Annotated in this window: 18 protein-coding genes and 1 pseudogene; 8 read left to right on the forward strand and 11 right to left on the reverse strand. The window is 49.2% G+C overall.

Annotated elements, in window-relative coordinates:
- The first annotated feature begins 111 nt into the window (after positions 1–111).
- Positions 112–216, forward strand: coding sequence for a small membrane protein YoaI (gene yoaI / locus A1WG_RS22690; protein WP_050558860.1), 105 nt, complete (start codon positions 112–114; stop codon positions 214–216).
- Here the strand turns inward: yoaI and yeaK are convergent, their stop codons facing one another.
- The 5 genes from yeaK to yeaG all read right to left on the reverse strand — a co-directional run bounded on the left by yeaK (position 217) and on the right by yeaG (position 7,397).
- Positions 217–720, reverse strand: a complete 504-nt coding sequence (gene yeaK, locus A1WG_RS03080; RefSeq protein ID WP_000138169.1) for a mischarged aminoacyl-tRNA deacylase — start codon at positions 718–720, stop codon at positions 217–219.
- 42 nt (positions 721–762) lie between these two features.
- Positions 763–2,253, reverse strand: a complete 1,491-nt coding sequence (gene dgcJ, locus A1WG_RS03075) for a diguanylate cyclase DgcJ (RefSeq protein ID WP_001516279.1) — start codon at positions 2,251–2,253, stop codon at positions 763–765.
- Positions 2,254–2,433: 180 nt separating this feature from the next.
- Positions 2,434–3,777, reverse strand: a complete 1,344-nt coding sequence (locus A1WG_RS03070) for a sensor domain-containing diguanylate cyclase (protein ID WP_001516280.1) — start codon at positions 3,775–3,777, stop codon at positions 2,434–2,436.
- A 278-nt stretch (positions 3,778–4,055) separates the two neighbouring features.
- Complete coding sequence (locus A1WG_RS03065; RefSeq protein WP_000219671.1) at positions 4,056–5,339, reverse strand: YeaH/YhbH family protein; 1,284 nt, start codon at positions 5,337–5,339, stop codon at positions 4,056–4,058.
- Between the two features lie 123 nt (positions 5,340–5,462).
- The gene (gene yeaG / locus A1WG_RS03060; protein WP_001019882.1) at positions 5,463–7,397 is read right to left on the reverse strand and encodes a protein kinase YeaG; all 1,935 of its coding nucleotides are present in this window, start codon (positions 7,395–7,397) and stop codon (positions 5,463–5,465) included.
- 435 nt (positions 7,398–7,832) lie between these two features.
- Between yeaG and mipA the strand changes: the two genes are divergently transcribed.
- Positions 7,833–8,579 (forward strand): scaffolding protein MipA, encoded by a 747-nt coding sequence (gene mipA, locus A1WG_RS03055; protein ID WP_000163778.1) that lies wholly within the window; start codon positions 7,833–7,835, stop codon positions 8,577–8,579.
- 89 nt (positions 8,580–8,668) lie between these two features.
- A pseudogene (locus A1WG_RS0122405) lies at positions 8,669–9,523 on the forward strand (aldo/keto reductase).
- 50 nt (positions 9,524–9,573) lie between these two features.
- Here the strand turns inward: A1WG_RS0122405 and A1WG_RS03050 are convergent.
- The gene (locus A1WG_RS03050) at positions 9,574–10,458 is read right to left on the reverse strand and encodes a D-hexose-6-phosphate mutarotase (protein ID WP_001516283.1); all 885 of its coding nucleotides are present in this window, start codon (positions 10,456–10,458) and stop codon (positions 9,574–9,576) included.
- A gap of 83 nt (positions 10,459–10,541) precedes the next feature.
- Entirely contained in the window at positions 10,542–11,537 is a 996-nt protein-coding gene (gene gapA, locus A1WG_RS03045) for a glyceraldehyde-3-phosphate dehydrogenase (RefSeq protein WP_000153502.1), read from the reverse strand.
- Positions 11,538–11,878: 341 nt separating this feature from the next.
- Here gapA and msrB point away from each other — a divergent pair, with 341 nt between their 5' ends.
- Together msrB and A1WG_RS03035 are read left to right on the forward strand one after the other, a co-directional pair.
- The gene (msrB, locus tag A1WG_RS03040) at positions 11,879–12,292 is read left to right on the forward strand and encodes a peptide-methionine (R)-S-oxide reductase MsrB (protein ID WP_001284624.1); all 414 of its coding nucleotides are present in this window, start codon (positions 11,879–11,881) and stop codon (positions 12,290–12,292) included.
- 41 nt (positions 12,293–12,333) lie between these two features.
- Positions 12,334–12,606 (forward strand): YeaC family protein, encoded by a 273-nt coding sequence (locus A1WG_RS03035; RefSeq protein ID WP_001516284.1) that lies wholly within the window; start codon positions 12,334–12,336, stop codon positions 12,604–12,606.
- A 153-nt stretch (positions 12,607–12,759) separates the two neighbouring features.
- On the opposite strand, the gene pncA is transcribed toward A1WG_RS03035, so the two are convergent.
- The 4 genes from pncA to sppA form a co-directional block, all read right to left on the reverse strand.
- On the reverse strand, positions 12,760–13,401 hold the full coding sequence (pncA, locus tag A1WG_RS03030) for a bifunctional nicotinamidase/pyrazinamidase (protein ID WP_001120524.1): 642 nt from the start codon (positions 13,399–13,401) through the stop codon (positions 12,760–12,762).
- 10 nt (positions 13,402–13,411) lie between these two features.
- Entirely contained in the window at positions 13,412–14,428 is a 1,017-nt protein-coding gene (ansA, locus tag A1WG_RS03025; protein ID WP_001516285.1) for an asparaginase, read from the reverse strand.
- Between the two features lie 131 nt (positions 14,429–14,559).
- Entirely contained in the window at positions 14,560–15,270 is a 711-nt protein-coding gene (locus A1WG_RS03020; protein WP_001030440.1) for an SIMPL domain-containing protein, read from the reverse strand.
- A gap of 115 nt (positions 15,271–15,385) precedes the next feature.
- On the reverse strand, positions 15,386–17,242 hold the full coding sequence (gene sppA, locus A1WG_RS03015) for a signal peptide peptidase SppA (RefSeq protein WP_001259890.1): 1,857 nt from the start codon (positions 17,240–17,242) through the stop codon (positions 15,386–15,388).
- A 161-nt stretch (positions 17,243–17,403) separates the two neighbouring features.
- Between sppA and A1WG_RS03010 the strand changes: the two genes are divergently transcribed.
- The 3 genes from A1WG_RS03010 to topB all read left to right on the forward strand — a co-directional run bounded on the left by A1WG_RS03010 (position 17,404) and on the right by topB (position 21,075).
- Positions 17,404–17,955 (forward strand): NAD(P)H nitroreductase, encoded by a 552-nt coding sequence (locus A1WG_RS03010; RefSeq protein ID WP_000339299.1) that lies wholly within the window; start codon positions 17,404–17,406, stop codon positions 17,953–17,955.
- A 116-nt stretch (positions 17,956–18,071) separates the two neighbouring features.
- Positions 18,072–19,115: a selenide, water dikinase SelD gene (gene selD / locus A1WG_RS03005; protein WP_001516286.1), complete on the forward strand. Its 1,044-nt coding sequence runs from the start codon at positions 18,072–18,074 to the stop codon at positions 19,113–19,115.
- A 4-nt stretch (positions 19,116–19,119) separates the two neighbouring features.
- The gene (topB, locus tag A1WG_RS03000; protein WP_001516287.1) at positions 19,120–21,075 is read left to right on the forward strand and encodes a DNA topoisomerase III; all 1,956 of its coding nucleotides are present in this window, start codon (positions 19,120–19,122) and stop codon (positions 21,073–21,075) included.
- The last annotated feature ends 163 nt before the right edge of the window (positions 21,076–21,238 follow it).

Here is a 21,238-nt window from a genome sequence, read left to right on the forward strand (position 1 = left end):
AAGCAGAAAAAAATTACGTGTTATGCATAAAAAATCAGGCAAATTGTCATCAAATTGCCACTTGTACACGCTAACAATAACGTGAAAACAGGTATCTTCTGGGGGAAAACCATGAACGATCAAATGCTCGTTGAGACACTGATTATCACGTCATCGTTTTTTGCCATTGCAGTTGTGTTAGTACTGTCCGTTCTGCTTATTGAACGGACCAGCTAGTTACGCAGTACGGCGGAATTTGACCAGTTCTGGTTGCGCAATGCGCAAGTAATCTGTGGTGTTCAGAATTACAGATTTATCCAGCATGCCTGCGTTGAAGGCAATCTCATCGAATCGCTCAAAGAGTAGTGGGTCGGCAACCAGTTTGAGTTTTGGGTGGAAGCTGAAGGGGGGGATAGCGCCAAAGACACAGCCTGTCAGTTCATCGACTTCCGCCGGGCTGGCCAGCGAAGCGCGTAGCCCACCGATGTGACTGGCGAGTTTACTAAGATCAGCCTGTTGATCGGCTGCGAGGATCGCCAGAACATGCTGATTTACGCCATTACCTTTGACTTTACACACCAGTGCTTTAGCTCCCTGACCCAAAGCGGTGCCACGAATTTCTGACACCGCTTCGCATTTACCTACCGCTTCGTGGGTAACGATGCGGAAGTTAGCACCTTCTTGTGATAATAAAGCGATTAACCGCTGATGCGTCACGCTTCCTTTAGTCATTTCAGTCATTTCACGCTCCTGGAATTATAACCAAATAACCACAGAAGATTATCATGAACGGCTGTTTTTGTTCTGCTTATTGACATATAAACGTTCATCAGAAGCTTTATACGCATCATGTAACGTATCGTTTTCTTTCATCGCGTAAATACCGGAAGAGAAGCCGATCTCTTTCTTCGGCGCGATATGTTGCAGGCGTTTTTCGATACGTTCAGGCAATTGCGCGGCAATTTGCGGCGTAGAATCGACCAGAATGATGCAAAATTCATCGCCACCGAGACGGATGGCATAATCGCTTTTACGAATCGACTGCTTAATCGCCTGGGCTAATAATGTAATCGCTAAATCGCCCTCCTGATGACCAAGGGTGTCATTAATTTGCTTTAACTTGTCCATGTCAATTGCAATAAACATGACAGAAGAACCGGATTGCACCAGTTTCTGCAAACGCTGCTCCAGTTCAGGCGTTAATATTTTGCGATTATACAGTCCGGTCATCGCATCACTGATATTTTCGCGCGTCACGTTCTGGTACAAGCGGAAGTGCATCCGGACCATATTCAGCAAAATTAACGCTGTCAAAATCCAGAACAGAACGCTTTTCCACGAAGACGTGATAAAGTAAAGAATATCAATGGATAACGAAACGCGAATACCGCCAGGTAAGTCGTGGACGTAACTGACATACTGAAACAGGTTATCTTCGCTCTGGTTGATAATAATGTCCCGTCCCGAATCTGTATCGGTTAGCGTGACATTAAGAAAACGCCAGAGGAGAGGGCGATCATGAGTGTAAAAGATATTTCGTAGATTATTCTTATTAATATCCAGCAGTACAATACCTTTTAACTGCCTTGCAACATAAACCGGTGTCAGCAAACTCATCACGTTCTGTTTAGTACGCTGATCCTGGTAAATGCTCGATAACACAGTACGTCCGGTAAACACTTTTTCAATATCTTTACGATCAATGCCAATGCTTCCTGATTGCAGGAAGGACCAGTTATTCATCGCGAAGTATTCAACATTGACTGGCTCATAAAAATAGACATAGCGGTCATTGAGATCGAGATAATAGTGAAATTTCTCTTCGGCCATGCCAAGACCGGAACCATAATCATCCTGATGGCGGTTGCCTTCAACTGCCTGATCAAATGCCGGTAAGAGCGCCGCAGCTTCCACAATCGTGTCGCAGTCAGTGGATGCAGTCTGCAATGTTCCGTGTAAACCCGCGTAAGTATGGGCTGTCAGGTTTAAGCCATGGGTATTGTTGGCAGATTCAAAAGCTTCACAGATGGCACGTCGCTGTTCTGGCGACACCTCAGACTGTTTCGCAGCAAGCGCGCGCATCACATGTGCGGCGATACTCTGATTTTGATACTTGTCGTAGAGAAAGGAGGAATCTGCTTTCTGGACGATATAGCGCAAATAAGCACTCATTGCCCTGTCGCTGGCGACAAGTTCAAAAATAAGGAAGGAAGATGTCAGCACAATGACACTTGCGGCGATAAAATGCCGGAGCATTCTATGGTGCAATTTCATGATAAATGGCACTCCTTCGGTTAGTGAAACGAGAAAACCAGATAAAGTTCGATTGCGGCCTGGTACAGGGGCGCTAATTATACTCATCTCTGCGCCGCTGGGGAGGGGAAATTTAGGGGTATTGATAATAAATTGTATGCCAAAGCCACGCAAAACGCATGGCTGTGAATAATTTTGCACTCAAATATAATGAATAATCACTTTGTTGCCACCATCATTTTTCGCTTCTCGTAACGCTTTATCAGCTTCCGTCATGACAAGCGAGATATTACGCGTGTCGCCAGTGGAAAAAACACAGCCAATGCTGATGGTCATTTGTTCAGGGACATTATATCTATTACTAAAACCGGTCAGTAGTTCGACATTTTTACGCACCCGATCGGCGATAATTTTTGCCTGGGCAGCATTCAATTCGGTAAATAGTAAACCGAACTCTTCACCTTCCAGACGCGCGAAGATGTCATCGGGGCGGATACTTTGCTGGATAATATCGACAATTGAAACCAGAACTTTATCGCCCACATGATGACCCCACTGAGCATTTATGCGTTTGAACTGGTTAATATCTACCAGCATGATACAAAAATCCTTCACAACAGGGCGAGAGAGTAATGACTCTACACTGTTGAAAAAGTGACGGCGGTTATAAATATTGGTCAGTACATCATAAACCGCCAGTTTACTGGCAAGTTGTAGTTCCTGAAAAATGTTATAAATCAGGAAAGAAACCACAAACAGTTTACTGGAAACCTCAATACCGCGGCTGATATACCAGATGGTGTAATTATATTCATCCAGAGTCAGTAGCAACAAGTTACAACAGAGTGAGGCCAGACATAATAACGCGATTGACGGCCAAAGTTCGCTCGCTAAACCTGTCCGTGTGATAATAAAAAATAGTAAACATGCCCACAGACAAACCAGAATCTTGGTGTAGTTAATACCCCAACTCGCAGTATTATTATTCGGGCAGTAATCTACGACATATAAGGCATAGTCAGGATTATAACTGCTCAGGTTGTGCGCCAGTAATGGAAACAACATAAAAGGTATTAGTGCCAGCAACAGGATGCAGGTTTTTTTCTTGTTGTTTGTCAGAATGCTGTTTCGGTCATAACAGAAAAGAGCCAGCGATGCTAAGCTAATAAAACTTAGTTGGCGAAAAAGATAGAAAATGGAAACGTCATTCGATTTCGTCTGGATCAGCGTACTATCGCTGATAGGCTTGTGAATAATAACGATCGTTTCAGTTAAATAGACAAGGCCACTTAAAAAAGCAAGACTTAAAATTAGGGTTGGGAAAATATCTCGATTAGTAAAATACTTCATTAACATGAAAAGGAAAATGACGGCGTTAAGGAAAAATAAAGCCACAACGACCATCAGGTAGTTCATCTGAGGGATGAGCTTTATATTGGCGTTTTCATTATATAAGGTGGTAATGCAAAATAAAATTAATGTCAATAGTAAGCTGAAAATAAAAAAGCTGTGTGCTTTTAATTTTTGTGTACCCATGGGAACCATAAAAAAGGAGAGCAATCTGAGTAGTCGATTTTATTGATTGCAGAGAAATGGAGTTTTGACCGGGATCAATTATCATTATCAGTAAAAAAGAATTAAAGTATAGCATTGAGAAAAGCGTGCTAACAGAATCATTTTTCCGAATGATTGTTTCATGAAACTAAGTTCTGTAAAGGTTACGCTGTTATATTTAAGTTGTTTGTAAACTAATGTAGATAATAAATAACTGTATTTACAATTAACTAAAAATCAGCCAGGGAATAATGACCTGGCTGATGGTTTTAGTCTTTAGTAGTTGCATTTTGTTTATGAAATAGTTCGCGAAACACCGGATAAATATCATCCTGATCGCGGATATGCTGCATCGCAAAGTTTTCGAATGTAGATTGCAGATGCTCATATTCCCGCCACAATGTCTGATGAGCGCGACGGGTAATTTCGATATAGCTGTAATAACGAACAACGGGCAACAATTTTTTCGCCAGAATTTCATGGCAAAGCGGAGAGTCATCGGCCCAGTTATCACCGTCCGACGCCTGCGCGGCATAAATATTCCATTGTGCCGGGTTATAACGCTCTTTCACCACCTCATCCATCAGTTTCAGAGCGCTGGAAACAATGGTGCCACCCGTTTCCTGCGAGTAGAAAAACTCATGTTCATCGACCTCTTTCGCCTGGGTATGGTGGCGGATGTAAACGACCTCCACGTTCTTGTAAGTTCTGCTCAGGAACAGATACAGCAAAATATAAAAACGTTTGGCCATATCTTTGGTGGATTGATCCATTGAACCAGAAACGTCCATCAGACAAAACATTACCGCCTGACTGGAGGGATCGGGTCGTTTTTCGTAGTTCTTATAACGTAAATCGAAGGTGTCGATGAACGGAACGCGTTCAATTTTGGCGCGTAATTCGGCAATCTCTTTGCGTAGCCGTTCCTCTTCCAGCAATTGCGCAGGTTCACTGTTGCTGATGATTGCCAAATCTTCTTCCAGAGCATGAAGTTCCCGCCGTTTACCTGCGGTCATCGCGGTACGTCTCGCCAGTGAGTTTTGCAATGAACGCACCACGCTGATATTGGCCGGAACGCCGTTAGCGGTATAACCCGCCCGATGCGTTTTAAACTCGGTCAATTGGCGTTGCTGGTTCTGTTTTAAATTCGGTAAGGCTAAATCTTCAAACAGCAGGTCGAGATATTCGTCTTTCGAAATCTGGAAGACAAATTCATCCTGACCTTCACCGTCCTGACTAGCCTGGCCCTGACCACTACCGGAACCGCCGCTGCCGCCCTGGGGACGTTCAATGCGATCGTTCTGGATGAAATGGTCGTTACCCGGGTGAACGCGATGGCGCAGGCCGCCACGCCCCTGATGAAACATCGGTTCGCTAATATCTTCCGTTGGAATGGAGACGGACTCGCCGCTGTCGACGTCAGTCACCGAACGCTTATTAATGGCCTCGGAGATCGACTGTTTAATTTGCGCTTTATAACGGCGTAAAAAACGCTGGCGATTCACCATGCTTTTGTTTTTGCCGTTCAGACGCCGGTCAATAAACCAGGTCATATGCCCCCCGTACTGCATTTGCCAACTGTATGCTGCACCTGTATTGCCGGACACGCTTCGCTTATCCGGCCTACGGTTCGCTGTCGTTGTAGGCCCATGAGCATGTGCTCCGGGCCATGGTTGTTAAGAGGATTTACGTACGCGCAAATACCATTCGCACAGTAAACGCACCTGTTTACGGGTGTAGCCTTTCTCCATCATACGGTCGACAAAATCGTCGTGTTTCTTCTGCTCGTCGGTTGAGGTTTTAGCGTTAAACGAAATGACTGGCAGTAATTCTTCGGTATTGGAAAACATTTTTTTCTCAATAACCGTGCGCAGTTTTTCATAACTGGTCCAGTTCGGATTGCGTCCGCTGTTATTTGCTCTGGCGCGCAGCACGAAGTTGACAATCTCGTTACGGAAATCTTTCGGATTGCTGATCCCCGCTGGTTTTTCGATTTTCTCCAGCTCGGCGTTCAGCGACTCGCGATCAAACAACTGACCGGTATCCGGGTCGCGATACTCCTGATCCTGGATCCAGAAATCCGCATAGGTGACATAACGATCGAAAATGTTCTGTCCATATTCGGAATAAGACTCCAGATAAGCCGTCTGGATCTCTTTGCCGATAAACTCGGCATATTTTGGGATCAGATAACCTTTCAGGAACTCCAGATAGCGTTCTGCCTGCTCTTGCGGGAACTGCTCGCGCTCAATCTGCTGTTCAAGAACGTAGAACAGATGGACCGGGTTAGCTGCCACTTCCACGTGATCGAAGTTGAACACGCGAGAGAGGATCTTAAACGCAAAACGTGTGGACAGACCGTTCATCCCTTCATCGACGCCCGCGTAATCCCGATACTCCTGATACGATTTGGCTTTCGGATCGGTATCTTTTAGACTTTCGCCATCATAAACGCGCATCTTTGAATAAATGCTGGAGTTTTCTGGCTCTTTCAGACGCGAAAGAATGGAAAAACGTGACAGAGTTTCCAGCGTGCCAGGTGCGCATGGTGCGTGAGTCAGTTCACTATGATTAAGTAATTTCTCGTAGATTTTAATCTCTTCGGAAATGCGCAAGCAGTACGGCACCTTCACGATATAGACACGGTCGAGGAAGGCCTCGTTGTTTTTATTGTTACGGAAAGTGACCCATTCGGATTCGTTCGAGTGGGCGAGAATAATCCCGTTGAACGGCAGGGCGGAGATACCTTCCGTCCCGTTGTAGTTGCCTTCCTGGGTGGCGGTCAACAGAGGATGCAGCACTTTAATTGGTGCTTTAAACATCTCGACAAATTCCATGATCCCTTGGTTGGCGCGACACAGCGCACCGGAATAACCATAGGCGTCTGGATCGTTCTGCGCGTAGTGTTCGAGCTTACGAATATCGACTTTCCCTACCAGCGCTGAGATATCCTGGTTGTTCTCATCGCCGGGCTCCGTTTTAGCGATGGCAATTTGTTGTAGAATCGACGGCCAGACCTTCACAACCCGAAATTTAGTGATATCGCCACCAAATTCATGCAGGCGCTTCGCGGCCCACGGCGACATGATAGTGCCGAGGTAGCGGCGCGGAATGCCGTACTCTTTTTCGAGGATCTGCGCATCTTCCTGTGGATTGAACAGACAGAACGGATGATCGTTGACCGGGCTGCGCTCACCATTGGCGCTCAATACATAAATAGGCACGAGTTGCATTAATGATTTCAGTCGCTCCGCAAGCGACGATTTCCCCCCACCCACAGGCCCCAGCAGATACAGAATTTGTTTCTTCTCTTCCAGCCCCTGAGCCGCGTGTTTCAGATAAGAGACAATCTGTTCAATCGCGTCTTCCATGCCGTAAAACTCTTCAAACGCCGGATAACGTGCGATGACCCGGTTCGAGAAGAGTCGAGAAAGTCTGGGTTCCTGGGCTGTATCGACCATGACAGGCTCACCAATAGCCATCAGTAGCCGCTCAGCCGCGTTGGCATAAGCACTGCGATCTTGCCGACAAGTGGTAAGAAACTCCTGCAGTGTGAACTCTTCGTCCTTGGCAGCTTCATATCGCTGGCGATAGTGATCGAATATATTCATGGTATGCCGTCCTTTCGTTTTTTAGCACAGGTTAAGAGCCGTTCATATGAATAGTAGAGGCTCCCGGAAGAGGTAAACTGAACGACGTCTCTTGCTAAAACACAGCAACTCTCATGCCATCTTACCGACTGCGAGAAGAACGTGCCCGGTGATACACCTTCAAAATTAAGCGTAGATGGCAAATGGAAAACTTGCCTGCACGGCTTTCTGGATTTCAATGGCATATCAACAACTCACCCATAAAAATTGCATAACTAATGTAAAGAATATTGCCGTCGGTAATGCAAAATTCATTCAGGTGTAAGCCTGATGTCACCAGCGTCAGGAAAATTAAACAGTTACCTTTAGAAATGAAAATGTAAAAAGGTTGGGTTTCGATGTATTGACGGGTAAACTTTGTCGCCCGCTAAACATTTGTTTAAGGAATGATTAATTGTGACCAAACTCAAACTTCTGGCACTTGGAGTGCTTATCGCAACGTCTGCAGGCGTAGCACACGCTGAAGGTAAATTTTCCCTGGGCGCAGGCGTAGGTGTCGTTGAACACCCTTATAAAGATTACGATACCGATGTTTACCCAGTACCGGTAATCAACTATGAAGGCGATAACTTCTGGTTCCGTGGCTTAGGTGGTGGTTACTACCTGTGGAACGATGCAACGGATAAACTTTCGATTACCGCTTACTGGTCGCCGCTCTACTTCAAAGCTAAAGACAGTGGCAACCACCAGATGCGCCACCTGGATGATCGTAAGAGCACTATGATGGCCGGTCTGTCCTACGCTCACTTTACCCAGTACGGTTATCTGCGTACCTCTCTGGCAGCCGACACACTGGATAACAGCAACGGTATCGTCTGGGATACGGCCTGGTTGTACCGTTACACTAACGGTGGTCTGACTCTGACCCCGGGTATCGGTGTGCAGTGGAACAGCGAAAACCATAACGAATACTATTATGGCGTATCGCGTAAAGAGTCTGCGCGCAGCGGTCTGCGTGGCTATAACCCGAATGATAGCTGGAGTCCGTATCTGGAACTGAGCGCCAACTACAACTTCATGGGCGACTGGAGCATTTACGGTACTGCGCGCTACACCCGTCTGTCCGATGAAGTTACCGATAGCCCGATGGTTGATAAGTCCTGGACAGGTCTGATTTCGACCGGGATCACCTACAAATTCTGATAGTGCATCTTTCCAGGGCATTTTGTGCATAAAAACAGGGCGTCACGCCCTGTTTTGCATTACGGTGGTGCGTAACCTGGGAGGAAACAATGCAACAAAAAATGATTCAGTTTAGTGATGGGGACTCAGTGCCAGCTATAGGGCAGGGAACATGGTTTATGGGCGAAGATGTCAGTCAGCGCAAAACAGAAGTCGCTGCACTGCGCGCGGGCATTGAACTCGGTTTAACCCTCATTGATACCGCCGAAATGTATGCGGACGGTGGTGCTGAAAAGGTAGTTGGTGAAGCATTAACTGGCCTGCGTGATAAGGCCTTTCTCGTCTCTAAGGTCTATCCGTGGAATGCTGGCGGACAAAAAGCGATTAATGCCTGCGAAGCCAGCTTACGCCGTCTTAATACCGATTATCTCGATCTTTATTTATTACACTGGTCTGGCAGTTTCGCTTTTGAAGAAACTGTTGCCGCGATGGAAAAATTGATCGCCCAGGGCAAAATCCGCCGCTGGGGCGTTTCTAATCTTGATTATGCCGATATGCAGGAGCTCTGGCAGGTGCCGGGGGGAAATCAGTGTGCGACTAATCAGGTGCTTTATCATCTTGGCTCACGGGGTATTGAGTTCGATTTACTCCCCTGGTGCCAGCAACAGCAGATGCCGGTGATGGCTTACAGCCCGTTAGCCTAGGCTGGGCGGTTGCGCAATGGACTGCTAAAAAACGCGGTCGTCAACGAAATCGCACATGCCCACAATGTCAGCGCGGCGCAAGTTCTGCTGGCGTGGGTAATCAGCCATCAAGGCGTGATGGCGATTCCAAAAGCGGCAACTATCGCGCATGTTCAACAAAATGCGGCTGTGCTGGAGATTGTGCTTTCGCCAGAAGAATTAGCGATGCTGGACAAAGCGTATCCGGCACCAAAAGTAAAAACTGCGCTGGATATGGTGTGATGCTGAGCAGTGCCGGATACATCGCATCCGGCACACAAAACTAGCGCAGATTAGCGTTTGGCAACGCGGATGGATTGTGCCAGACGAGAGGGCATATCTTTGGACGTTTTTTGTGCTTCAGAGGCGTAAGCGGTTTCTACGCAGACAAAGGTTTTGTAGCCGTCATCTGGCATATCGCCCATGCTGACTGAAAGCGCCGGACCTGGATTCCAGCCAACAACGTTCAGATGATGCTGGTGACCAACGGTAATAATGCGGTTCAACGCTTCGTCATTAATCACACTACAATCTTGCGGATTCAGATACACGCGATCGGTACGATCCGGGAATGTCTGAATCCCCCCGGTCAAAGTGCCTTCTTTCGCGTCATTGACTTTATCAATGAAGCGATCGCCCAGGCCACTGACGCTCACCTTAGCAATATCACCCACGTTAAAGTAGGTATGCAGGGCAGAGGTGGTTTCAAATTCGCCGTGCGCTTCAAGATCAATTTCACAAGTCTTACCCACGCGGAAATGCGCTAACAGCGTAAAGTCGTGCGGCCAGTATTTTTTCGTCTCGTCGCTTTGTGTCAGTTCAAAAGTCAGCGCTACGCCATCGGCATCTTCACTGTGCGATTTCAGCGTCCACGGCAGAATGCGGGCAAAACCGTGAGCAGGCAGACCTTGCTGTGCTGCCGGACCAAACCACGGCCAACAAACCGGCACGCCGCCGCGAATGGCGACGCCATTTTTAAACGGCGTGTTATTACTCAACCACAGAACGTCTTCTTCACCTGCAGGTTTCCAGGAGAGAAGGTGTGCGCCCTGTAATGCAAAAGAGGCTTTTACCTGGGGATGAACGACCACAATAAGGTCCAGTTCATCCAGTTTACGACGGGAGAGGACAGGGGAAATTTGTTCGATGACCGGAAGGGCAAAAATTTTCTTAATCATGACGCAGTCCTTTAACTTCATTTCATCAGGTAAAAAAAAGAGCGACCGAAGTCGCTCTTTTTAGATCACAGAGTCATCTCAACTTATTTGGAGATGTGAGCGATCAGATCCAGAACTTTGTTGGAGTAACCGGTTTCGTTGTCGTACCAGGATACCAGTTTCACGAAGTTGTCGTTCAGAGCGATACCCGCTTTAGCATCGAACACGGAAGTGCAAACTTCGCCGTTGAAATCGGTAGATACTACGTCATCTTCGGTGTAGCCCAGAACGCCTTTCATTTCGCCTTCAGCAGCAGCTTTAACGGCAGCTTTGATCTGCTCGTAAGTTGCAGCTTTTTCCAGACGAACGGTCAGGTCAACTACGGATACGTTCGGAGTCGGAACACGGAACGCCATACCAGTCAGTTTGCCATTCAGTTCTGGCAGTACTTTACCTACAGCTTTAGCAGCACCGGTAGAGGACGGGATGATGTTCTGGGAAGCGCCACGGCCGCCGCGCCAGTCTTTGTGAGACGGGCCGTCAACGGTTTTTTGAGTAGCGGTAGTAGCGTGAACGGTGGTCATCAGACCTTCGATGATGCCGAAGTTATCGTTGATAACTTTAGCCAGCGGAGCCAGGCAGTTGGTGGTGCAGGAAGCGTTAGAAACGATGTCCTGGCCAGCATATTTGTCGAAGTTAGCGCCTTTAACGAACATCGGAGTGTTGTCTTTAGACGGACCAGTCATAACCACTTTTTTCGCACCAGCGGTGATGTGTTTACGAGCAGTTTCGTCAGTCAGGAACAGACCAGTTGCTTCAGCGACAACGTCAACACCAACTTCGTCCCATTTCAGGTTAGCCGGATCACGTTCAGCGGTAACACGGATTTTTTTACCGTTTACGATCAGATGACCGTCTTTCACTTCAACGGTGCCGTCGAAACGACCGTGAGTGGAGTCATATTTCAGCATGTATGCCATGTAATCAGCGTCTAACAGGTCGTTGATTGCAACGATCTCAATGTCAGAACGTTTCTGAGCAGCACGGAAAACAATGCGACCGATACGGCCAAAACCGTTGATACCTACTTTGATAGTCATATATTCCACCAGCTATTTGTTAGTGAATAAAAGGTTGCCTGTAAAATTACAAAAACCTTACGCAGCGTCAAGCGGAATCGTGTCAATCATTGCGACAAATCAATCCTGTGCCTTGGCATTACACGACTGACTCGCCTCACTCTTCCTTTGGGCTTGAAACCACATGAGGGCGGCGCCCAGAATTTTAAAGGGCAATTATGATAAAAATGTGATTTTCATCACGATTTAGGTGCAGCTATTTCGTCGAGATCAAGTTTAGGACAAAATTTTGCCAGCAGGTGTTAATGTTTTGTTAGAATAAGTCACGTAATGTGAGCGTGATTAAAGTGAGATGTGAGAAAATGGCTAACAAACCTTCGGCAGAAGAACTGAAAAAAAATTTGTCCGAGATGCAGTTTTACGTGACTCAGAATCACGGGACGGAGCCGCCATTCACTGGACGTTTACTGCATAACAAGCGCGGCGGTGTTTACCACTGTTTGATTTGCGATGCACCTCTGTTTCACTCCCAAACCAAGTATGATTCAGGCTGTGGCTGGCCCAGTTTTTATGAGCCGGTGAGTGAAGATTCGATCCGTTATATCAAAGACTTGTCACATGGTATGCAGCGGATAGAAATTCGTTGCGGAAACTGTGATGCCCATCTGGGGCACGTCTTTCCCGACGGCCCGCAACCCACAGGCGAACGTTATTGTGTTAACTCGGCATCATTGCGCTTTACTGATGACGAAAATGGCGAAGAAATCAACGGTTGAAAAAACGATTCAGCAACTTATTCCACAGGAGCGGGGAAATTATGGATCTTGATGAAATAATCAACAGCATGACGCCTGAGGTTTACCAGCGTTTATCGACTGCCGTTGAACTGGGAAAATGGCCAGATGGTGTTGCGCTGACTGAAGAACAAAAAGAGAACTGCCTGCAACTGGTGATGTTATGGCAGGCCCGAAACAATACCGATGCGCAGCATATGACAATCGACACTGACGGTCAGATGGTCATGAAGAGCAAACAACAGTTGAAAGAAGATTTTGGTATCTCGGCAAAGCCGATAGCCATGTTTAAGTAAGAGATTTGTTCCCTTTATCAGACGTTTATGAAGAGAGGGATAATCTTTACTGTTACGAGTTGATTGTTTGATTTAACTACGAGCACGCCAGATGCGCCGTTGATGTGTCTTATCTGGCCTACAACGTCAGTACTGAATCGTAGGCCAGCAAAATTATCCCTGCGTCTCTTCCCAGTCCGCCAGCGTGTACAGTGTTGCTCCAGCCGCTGACATCTCCATAAATGCGTGTGCACTGTCCTGCGGCTGAATATTTACGCCACGACAGCCATCGGTAATCACGCTCACGCTATAACCTAACTGCAACGCGTCCAGCACGGTAAACTTCACACAATAGTCAGTAGCCAGCCCCATAACGATCAATTCATTGATTTCATGGTCGCGTAACCAGCCATCGAGCGCGGTTTTCTGCCGACGTCCGTTATCAAAAAAAGCACTGTAACTGTCAACTAAAGGGTTTTCGCCTTTATGGAACACTGCTGCGATCGCATTTTGATTGAGTAACGGATGTAATTGCGCGCCTTCACTGCTCTGCACGCAGTGTTCAGGCCAGAATGTTTGCGGCAAACCGTCGAGCGTCCCCTGGCTGTATGGCTCCACCTGATGCTGGCTGGCAAAACTGCCGTGATTAGCCGGATGCCAGTCCTGACTGGCGATAACTGGTTCACCGCGCAACTGACACCAGTCAATCAATCGGTTAGCGACATCCACAGTGCTGTCACCTTCTGGCACGGCGAGCGCGCCACCGGCACAGAAATCATTTTGTAAATCGACCAGTAACAGGGCGCGATGGGGCATTGCAATCTCCTTAATCATCCGGCGTCAGCTCGCCGCGTAGGTTTTGGCTCATAGCCTTGCGAATGGTTTCAGTATCCAGTCCCTGGCTAAGTAGATAGTGCAGCTTGGTGAGAGTGGCTTCCACAGTCATATCCGCGCCGCCAATAACGCCGGCGTGGGCGAGGGCGTTACCGGTGGCATATCCCCCCATATTCACTTTACCGGACATACATTGCGTCAGATTAACCACCACGATACCGCGATCGCTGGCCTCCTGTAATTCTTGCAGGAAAGCTTTGTTTTGCGGCGCATTACCCACGCCGTAAGAGCGAAGAATCAACGCCCTAACCGGTTGGCGCAGGAAATTACGCACAACATCGGCAGAGATCCCCGGATAAATTGTCACCACGCCGATCGGTTGTGGCGTAATTGGATGAACGATCAGTTCTCCATCACCGTGCGGGGCGGGTGGTGTATTCAAACGACGAATATGGATACCTGCCTCCAGTAACGGTGGAAGATTGGGGGAAGCAAAGGCATCAAAACCATCGGCATGGGCTTTAGTGGTTCGGTTTCCGCGATACAGGCGGTTATTAAAAAACAGCGTTACTTCGTTGATCGGGTAGTTAGCAGCAACGTACAACGCATTCAGCAGATTGATTTGTCCGTCAGAGCGTAGCTCGGCTAACGGGATTTGTGACCCTGTCACAATGACCGGTTTACCAAGATTCTCCAGCATGAACGACAGTGCAGAGGCGGTATATGCCATGGTATCGGTGCCGTGCAGAATGACAAAACCATCGTACTCGTTATAGTGCGCTTTAATGTCTTCAGCGATATGCTGCCAGTCTTCCGGCGTCATATCGGAAGAATCCATTAGCGGCGTATATTCATGAATAGTGAAATCTGGCATCTCCGGGCGATGGAATTCCGGCATCAACGCCAACTGGCGTTGCAGATGACCTGACACTGGAATATAACCCTGCTCGGAACGCTGCATCCCGATGGTTCCGCCCGTGTAGGCAACGTAAATTGATTTCTTTTGCATGATATTGATATGAATGATATCGAAAGAGCAAAAGTATATACGTGAGGGGCAGGGAGCGCACCTGGATACTCTGTGGATATGAGAAAAGTCTGGCGGAACAGAGGGTGTAGCGTCCCGCCGGAGAAAAGTGATTAATCCTGCAACGCATAGGTTACGGTCGTTACCACGCGCACCGTTTTATTAATCGCCGTAGGATCATCTTCATCACTGCCACTGGCGAAGATCTGGAACACCCCTTGCGAAGCATCGCTGATTGACCCCACCTGACTACCTGAATCCGTCGCAAACTGTAATGCTGCGTTGCGTGCGTCTTTTGTCGCGGCGGCAATCATCTCAGCGCGAAGTGCGCCAATGCCATTAAAACGATAGGCGATTTTGCTATCAGCGATAGCACCATCCGTGGCGACTTGCAGTTCGTTTAGTTTAGCGACGACTTTTTCGACGGCAGCAACGTTATGGGTTTTTATCGTCACTGACCCGTCGGCATTATAGCGAGGCATCGTTGGATCATCTTTGAGATAAAAGGAGTCCGTTCGCTTGCTTGTCCATTGGCCCAGGTTTATCTCTGTGCTGCTAATCCCCTGAGCGTTGAGTTCGGCAACAATTTTTTTCTGCGCGTCTTCCAGTTTTGGGAAAAGCTCGCCGGGAACATTGCCCTTAAAGTTAATCGCAATGGTTAATTCAGCCGTATCTGCGCGAACTTCTTTTTCCGAAAGCCCCCGCACGTTCACATAACGGTTGTTAGTTTTTAAATGCTTAACTCCATCGCCAACGAAATAACCACAGGCGCTGATCCCCAGTCCGAGGACAATAGCGGCAATTAAAGAGGGTGCCTTATTCACTGATGACTCCTTATCAGATGCAGAATGAGCAAGGCAATGTAGTGGAGAGAGGAAGTGAAAGACAGTCCGGTTCAGGAGTGTGGCCGACAGCATATCGGCCACATATTTGCAGGGATTACCGCACGTTGGCGCAGGTCAGGCAAAACGCGTAACGGTTTTGCGGATCGTTAAAGGCCGCCAGCTTGTCGCTTTCGCTTTTAACGGTTGAAGCCACCGAGGCCAGCGGTGCAGGCAACATAGCCTGGAGCGTATCTGGCAACATCGCCCGTACAGAACCTGACATGTTGTCCATCACTTTGTCGAAGAAGGTTGGTTCATCGACGTAATATTCCAGATGCCACTGTTTCATTTTGGCCAGTTCTGCCGCTTTGGCAACTGCATCATCGAAATCACCGAGACTATCGACCAGACCGTTAGCTTTCGCATCCTGACCAGTCCAGACGTGGCCCTGAGCGATTTTATCGATCTGCTCTGGCGTCGAGTTACGCGAATCCGCAACCAGCGTGATGAAGCGTTTATAACCGTTCTCAATGCTTAACTGCATCATCTGCTGCGCTTCCGGCGGCAGTGCTTTAGTAATGGAAACATCCGCCAGAGGTGAGGTTGAAACGCCATCAGTATGTACACCAATCGAATCCAGACTGTTTTCTACGGTAGTGATCACGCCGAAGATACCGATAGAACCGGTCAGAGTGCTGGGGTTAGCCACAATGTAATTGGCCGGCGTGGAGATCCAGTAACCACCAGATGCCGCCATGCCGCCCATCGATACAACCACAGGCTTGCCAGCCGCTCGGGCTGCTGCCAGTTCAGATCGAATCACTTCAGACGCAGTAACGCTGCCGCCAGGGCTATTAACACGCAGAACAATCGCTTTCACTTTCGGGTCAAGACGAGCGTCGCGGATTTGCGCTGCGGTTGTGTCGCCGCCAACATTACCCTGGGTTTCTTCGCCATCCATAATTGCGCCATTTGCGAAGACGACACCGATGCTGTCGCCGGTATCTGCCGGAGTTTTCAAAGCATAATCGTAATAACTGATGGCGCGATAATTTTTATCCGCCTTACTCCAGCCGAACTCTTTGGTCAGGGCTTTTTCGATTTCGGCACTTGATGCCAGTGCATCGACCAGTTTGTTATCCAGCGCGTACTTCGCGGTATCGCCACCGGTTTTGGTTAAGCCATCAAGCACCCCTTGTGCGCCAGGGAATACTTGCTGGGCGGTGATCTGACGATTAGCAGCCACAGTGTTGAGATAGTTTTGCCACAGCTCACCAATCCAGCGGCTGTCAGCCTCGCGGGCTGCCGGTGACATATCATCACGAATAAACGGCTCAACGGCAGATTTATACGTACCGACGCGGAACACATGGGTGGAAACTTTTAACTTATCCAACAATGACTTGTAATACAGTCCGTTGGTCGCAAAACCATGCAGATCAACCACGCCTTGTGGTGATAGCCAGATTTTGTTGGCAAAACTGGCAAGATAATATTGCCCCTGGCTGTAGTTCTCGCCAATGGCATAAACCGGTTTGCCGCTGTCACGAAACTCTTTCAGGGCTTTACCAATGTACTGCATGGAAGGCTGATCGCCGCCCGCGAAGTTTTTCAGATCCATCACTATACCGGTGATGTTCCGGTCATCTTTTGCCTGGCGAATGGTGTTTACAATGTCAAACAGTGAGTTTTCCTGCAAACGATCAGAACTGGCACCAAGCAACTGACGGCTCAGCTTGCTAAACCGCTGCGAACTGTCAGGCTTATCGACGATCACGCCGGAGATATCGAGCAGCAACGCGCCACGACTGGCGGTTTCTTTGCTATCGCTACCACTGACCTGCATCCAGATACCCACGACAACAAGCACAAGAAAAATAAAAAACAGGTTAAGTACCATTTCACGGACAAAATTCAGTAGACGCCACGTCCATTTAAAAAATCCGGCAATAAGTCGCCAAAGGGTTCGCATGTATTCTCCCAGACTAAAAGTTACACCTGTCGCAGGTGCAATAGATGTGGTTATCGTAATGACCCAACCGGCACTTGTCAGCAGGAATCGCGGCCTGTGCTGTAACAAAATCCACTCTCGTGTTAATTTTGTGAATAAACATCATGACAGGAGTTAATCAAATGGATGCACTCGAACTATTGATCAATCGCCGTAGCGCCTCCCGCCTGGCGGAACCCGCACCAACAGGTGAGCAACTGCAAAACATCCTGCGTGCGGGGATGCGTGCGCCGGACCATAAGTCCATGCAACCGTGGCATTTTTTTGTGATTGAGGGGGAAGGGCGCGAACGTTTCAGCGCCGTTCTGGAACAGGGCGCAGTTGCTGCGGGGAGTGATGAGAAAGCGATCGACAAAGCCCGTAATGCGCCGTTCCGCGCGCCACTTATCATAACGGTGGTGGCGAAATGCGAAGAAAATCATAAAGTCCCGCGCTGGGAACAGGAAATGTCTGCCGGTTGCGCGGTCATGGCAATGCAAATGGCTGCGGTTGCCCAGGGCTTTGGCGGGATCTGGCGTAGTGGGGCGTTAACCGAAAGCCCGGTGGTACGTGATGCATTCGGTTGTCGGGAGCAGGATAAAATCGTCGGGTTTCTCTACCTCGGCACACCGCAGTTGAAAGCGTCAACGTCAATTAACGTTCCGGACCCGACACCGTTTGTGACTTATTTCTGATAATTGCGGTGAAACTGAGTGGATTGTGAGCAAAGACGCAGGAATTCAGACACTCTCACTTATCACTTCACGGAATGAGGGTTACCATACCCGGATTGCATTGACAGGAGATGTCCATGAGCGAGAACTCGATTCGTTTGACCCAATACAGCCACGGAGCTGGTTGCGGCTGTAAAATTTCCCCAAAAGTGTTGGAAACCATCCTGCACAGTGAGCAGGCGAAGTTTGTTGATCCGAATTTGCTTGTGGGTAACGAAACCCGCGACGACGCGGCGGTGTACGATCTGGGCAATGGCACCAGCGTCATCAGCACCACCGACTTCTTTATGCCGATTGTTGATAATCCTTTCGATTTTGGTCGCATTGCGGCGACTAACGCCATCAGCGATATTTTTGCGATGGGCGGCAAACCGATTATGGCAATTGCGATCCTCGGCTGGCCGATTAACAAACTGTCCCCGGAAATTGCCCGTGAAGTGACCGAAGGTGGCCGTTATGCATGCCGTCAGGCGGGTATCGCGCTGGCCGGTGGTCACTCCATCGACGCGCCGGAACCGATTTTTGGTCTGGCGGTGACGGGGATCGTACCGACTGAACGGGTGAAGAAAAACAGTACCGCACAAGCGGGATGTAAACTGTTCCTGACGAAACCGCTGGGGATTGGTGTTCTTACCACTGCCGAGAAAAAATCACTGCTGAAACCGGAACATCAGGGACTGGCGACGGAAGTAATGTGTCGGATGAATATCGCGGGAGCGTCCTTTGCCAACATTGAAGGCGTAAAAGCGATGACCGACGTTACCGGTTTTGGTCTGCTGGGCCATTTAAGCGAAATGTGCCAGGGCGCAGGCGTGCAGGCGCGCATTGACTATGAAGCAATCCCGAAACTGCCGGGCGTGGAAGAGTACATTAAGCTGGGCGCTGTGCCGGGGGGCACCGAACGCAACTTTGCCAGCTACGGTCATCTGATGGGTGAAATGCCACGCGAAGTGCGCGATCTGCTGTGCGATCCGCAAACCTCCGGCGGCCTGCTACTGGCGGTTATGCCAGAGGCGGAAAACGAAGTTAAAGCTACCGCAGCCGAATTTGGTATCGAACTGACAGCGATTGGCGAACTGGTGCCTGCGCGCGGTGGTCGTGCCATGGTTGAGATCCGTTAATTCAATGCGGTTATTTATTGCCGAAAAACCGAGTCTGGCGCGCGCTATTGCTGATGTCCTGCCCAAACCGCACCGTAAAGGCGATGGCTTTATCGAATGCGGCAATGGTCAGGTGGTGACCTGGTGTGTCGGTCACCTGCTTGAGCAGGCGCAGCCAGACGCCTACGACAGCCGCTATGCGCGCTGGAATCTGGCAGATCTGCCGATTGTCCCGGAAAAGTGGCAATTGCAACCGCGGCCTTCCGTGACCAAACAACTTAACGTCATCAAACGCTTTCTGCACGAAGCCAGCGAAATCGTTCATGCCGGAGACCCGGATCGTGAAGGGCAATTGCTGGTGGATGAAGTGCTGGATTACCTGCAACTTGCGCCGGAAAAGCGCCAGCAAGTTCAGCGTTGTTTAATCAACGACCTGAACCCGCAGGCGGTTGAGCGGGCGATCGATCGTCTTCGTTCCAACAGTGAGTTTGTACCGTTGTGCGTTTCTGCGCTGGCGCGAGCGCGTGCCGACTGGTTGTACGGCATTAATATGACCCGCGCATATACCATTCTGGGGCGTAATGCTGGCTACCAGGGGGTACTTTCCGTTGGGCGCGTGCAGACGCCAGTGCTTGGGCTGGTGGTGCGCCGCGACGAAGAGATTGAAAACTTCGTCGCGAAAGATTTCTTTGAAGTCAAAGCGCATATCGTGACGCCTGCCGATGAGCGGTTTACCGCCATCTGGCAACCGAGCGAAGCGTGTGAGCCGTACCAGGATGAAGAGGGGCGTTTGTTGCATCGTCCGCTGGCGGAGCATGTCGTTAACCGCATCAGCGGCCAACCGGCGATTGTCACCAGTTATAACGATAAACGGGAATCAGAATCCGCGCCGCTGCCATTTTCGCTTTCGACGTTACAGATTGAAGCGGCAAAACGTTTTGGCCTGAGTGCGCAGAACGTGCTTGATATCTGTCAGAAATTGTACGAAACGCACAAGCTGATTACCTATCCACGTTCCGATTGTCGTTATTTGCCGGAGGAACATTTTGCCGGACGCCATGCGGTGATGAATGCCATCAGTGTCCATGCGCCGAGTCTTCTGCCGCAGCCCGTGGTTGATCCAGATTTACGCAACCGCTGCTGGGATGACAAAAAGGTGGATGCCCACCACGCCATCATCCCGACCGCGCGGAGTTCGGCTATCAACCTGACGGAGAACGAAGCGAAGGTTTATAGTCTGATTGCTCGTCAGTATCTGATGCAATTCTGCCCGGACGCGGTGTTCCGCAAGTGTGTGATCGAACTGGACATAGCAAAAGGCAAATTTGTTGCAAAAGCACGTTTTCTTGCCGAAGCGGGCTGGCGCACGCTGTTAGGCAGCAAAGAGCGTGACGAAGAAAACGACGGCACGCCACTTCCTGTGGTGGCAAAAGACGATGAGTTGCTGTGCGAGAAGGGCGAAGTGGTAGAGCGGCAAACCCAGCCGCCGCGCCATTTCACCGATGCAACACTGCTTTCGGCAATGACCGGGATTGCGCGCTTTGTGCAGGACAAAGATCTGAAGAAGATCCTTCGTGCGACCGATGGTCTGGGCACAGAAGCGACTCGCGCGGGGATTATTGAACTGCTGTTCAAGCGCGGCTTCCTGACCAAAAAAGGGCGCTACATCCACTCTACTGATGCCGGAAAAGCGTTATTCCATTCGCTGCCAGAAATGGCGACGCGACCGGACATGACAGCGCACTGGGAATCGGTGCTGACGCAAATCAGCGAAAAACAGTGCCGCTACCAGGACTTTATGCAGCCGCTGGTGGGGACGCTGTACCAACTGATTGATCAGGCTAAGCGCACGCCGGTGCGGCAGTTTCGCGGCATAGTGGCTCCGGGCAGCGGCGAAGAGAAGAAAAAGGCTTCACCACGCAAGCGAACGCCGAAAAAAAGCCCACCATCGGAAGATGCGGGCAGTGGAGCGATAACATAAAGGCGTGATGCTGAAGATTTTCAGGGGGTTTACGTCGCACCCGGACAAATGCCTGATGCGACGCTTGCGCGTCTTATCAGGCCTACAGAGCTGTTCTCTGATTCAGAGGGTTTTCGTAGGCCGGATAAGGCGTTCACGCCGCATCCGGCACAAACGCCTGATG

Source organism: Escherichia sp. KTE96 (assembly GCF_000408525.1).
Lineage (GTDB): Bacteria > Pseudomonadota > Gammaproteobacteria > Enterobacterales > Enterobacteriaceae > Escherichia > Escherichia marmotae.

Excerpts from the sequence above, each read along its gene's own strand:
- yoaI (WP_050558860.1), top strand. The coding sequence starts at position 112 with ATGAACGATCAAATGCTCGTTGAGACACTGATTATCACGTCATCGTTT.
- yeaK (WP_000138169.1), bottom strand. The coding sequence starts at position 720 with ATGACTGAAATGACTAAAGGAAGCGTGACGCATCAGCGGTTAATCGCT.
- dgcJ (WP_001516279.1), bottom strand. The coding sequence starts at position 2,253 with ATGAAATTGCACCATAGAATGCTCCGGCATTTTATCGCCGCAAGTGTC.
- A1WG_RS03070 (WP_001516280.1), bottom strand. The coding sequence starts at position 3,777 with ATGGTTCCCATGGGTACACAAAAATTAAAAGCACACAGCTTTTTTATT.
- A1WG_RS03065 (WP_000219671.1), bottom strand. The coding sequence starts at position 5,339 with ATGACCTGGTTTATTGACCGGCGTCTGAACGGCAAAAACAAAAGCATG.
- yeaG (WP_001019882.1), bottom strand. The coding sequence starts at position 7,397 with ATGAATATATTCGATCACTATCGCCAGCGATATGAAGCTGCCAAGGAC.
- A1WG_RS03050 (WP_001516283.1), bottom strand. The coding sequence starts at position 10,458 with ATGATTAAGAAAATTTTTGCCCTTCCGGTCATCGAACAAATTTCCCCT.
- gapA (WP_000153502.1), bottom strand. The coding sequence starts at position 11,537 with ATGACTATCAAAGTAGGTATCAACGGTTTTGGCCGTATCGGTCGCATT.
- msrB (WP_001284624.1), top strand. The coding sequence starts at position 11,879 with ATGGCTAACAAACCTTCGGCAGAAGAACTGAAAAAAAATTTGTCCGAG.
- A1WG_RS03035 (WP_001516284.1), top strand. The coding sequence starts at position 12,334 with ATGGATCTTGATGAAATAATCAACAGCATGACGCCTGAGGTTTACCAG.
- pncA (WP_001120524.1), bottom strand. The coding sequence starts at position 13,401 with ATGCCCCATCGCGCCCTGTTACTGGTCGATTTACAAAATGATTTCTGT.
- ansA (WP_001516285.1), bottom strand. The coding sequence starts at position 14,428 with ATGCAAAAGAAATCAATTTACGTTGCCTACACGGGCGGAACCATCGGG.
- sppA (WP_001259890.1), bottom strand. The coding sequence starts at position 17,242 with ATGCGAACCCTTTGGCGACTTATTGCCGGATTTTTTAAATGGACGTGG.
- A1WG_RS03010 (WP_000339299.1), top strand. The coding sequence starts at position 17,404 with ATGGATGCACTCGAACTATTGATCAATCGCCGTAGCGCCTCCCGCCTG.
- selD (WP_001516286.1), top strand. The coding sequence starts at position 18,072 with ATGAGCGAGAACTCGATTCGTTTGACCCAATACAGCCACGGAGCTGGT.
- topB (WP_001516287.1), top strand. The coding sequence starts at position 19,120 with ATGCGGTTATTTATTGCCGAAAAACCGAGTCTGGCGCGCGCTATTGCT.